1 pseudogene is annotated in these 228 nt (G+C 53.1%); it reads left to right on the top strand.

Features of this window, described 5'->3' with window-relative positions:
• Positions 1–228 (top strand): annotated as a pseudogene (locus tag QP119_RS11795) (multidrug transporter); the annotation flags it as partial.

The raw sequence follows: 228 nt of genomic DNA, 5'->3' as shown, positions 1-228 counted from the left end.
ACATCGCTAAACGTCAGGGGGAACTGGCGCAGGCGAATAATGCATTGCAACTATTATTGGGAAGCTACGGCAAGCTGCCGCAAGCGCAGACAGTAAACAGCGACAGCCTGCAAAGCGTTAAATTACCGGCGGGCTTGCCGTCGCAAATCTTATTGCAGCGCCCTGATATTATGGAAGCTGAACACGCGTTAATGGCGGCTAATGCCAATATTGGTGCTGCGCGTGCGG

Origin of the sequence: Corynebacterium frankenforstense, assembly GCF_030211955.1 — a bacterium.
Lineage (GTDB): Bacteria > Actinomycetota > Actinomycetes > Mycobacteriales > Mycobacteriaceae > Corynebacterium > Corynebacterium frankenforstense_A.
The sequence above is the reverse complement of the archived record's forward strand: the minus strand, read 5'-3'. Positions and strand labels throughout refer to the sequence as shown.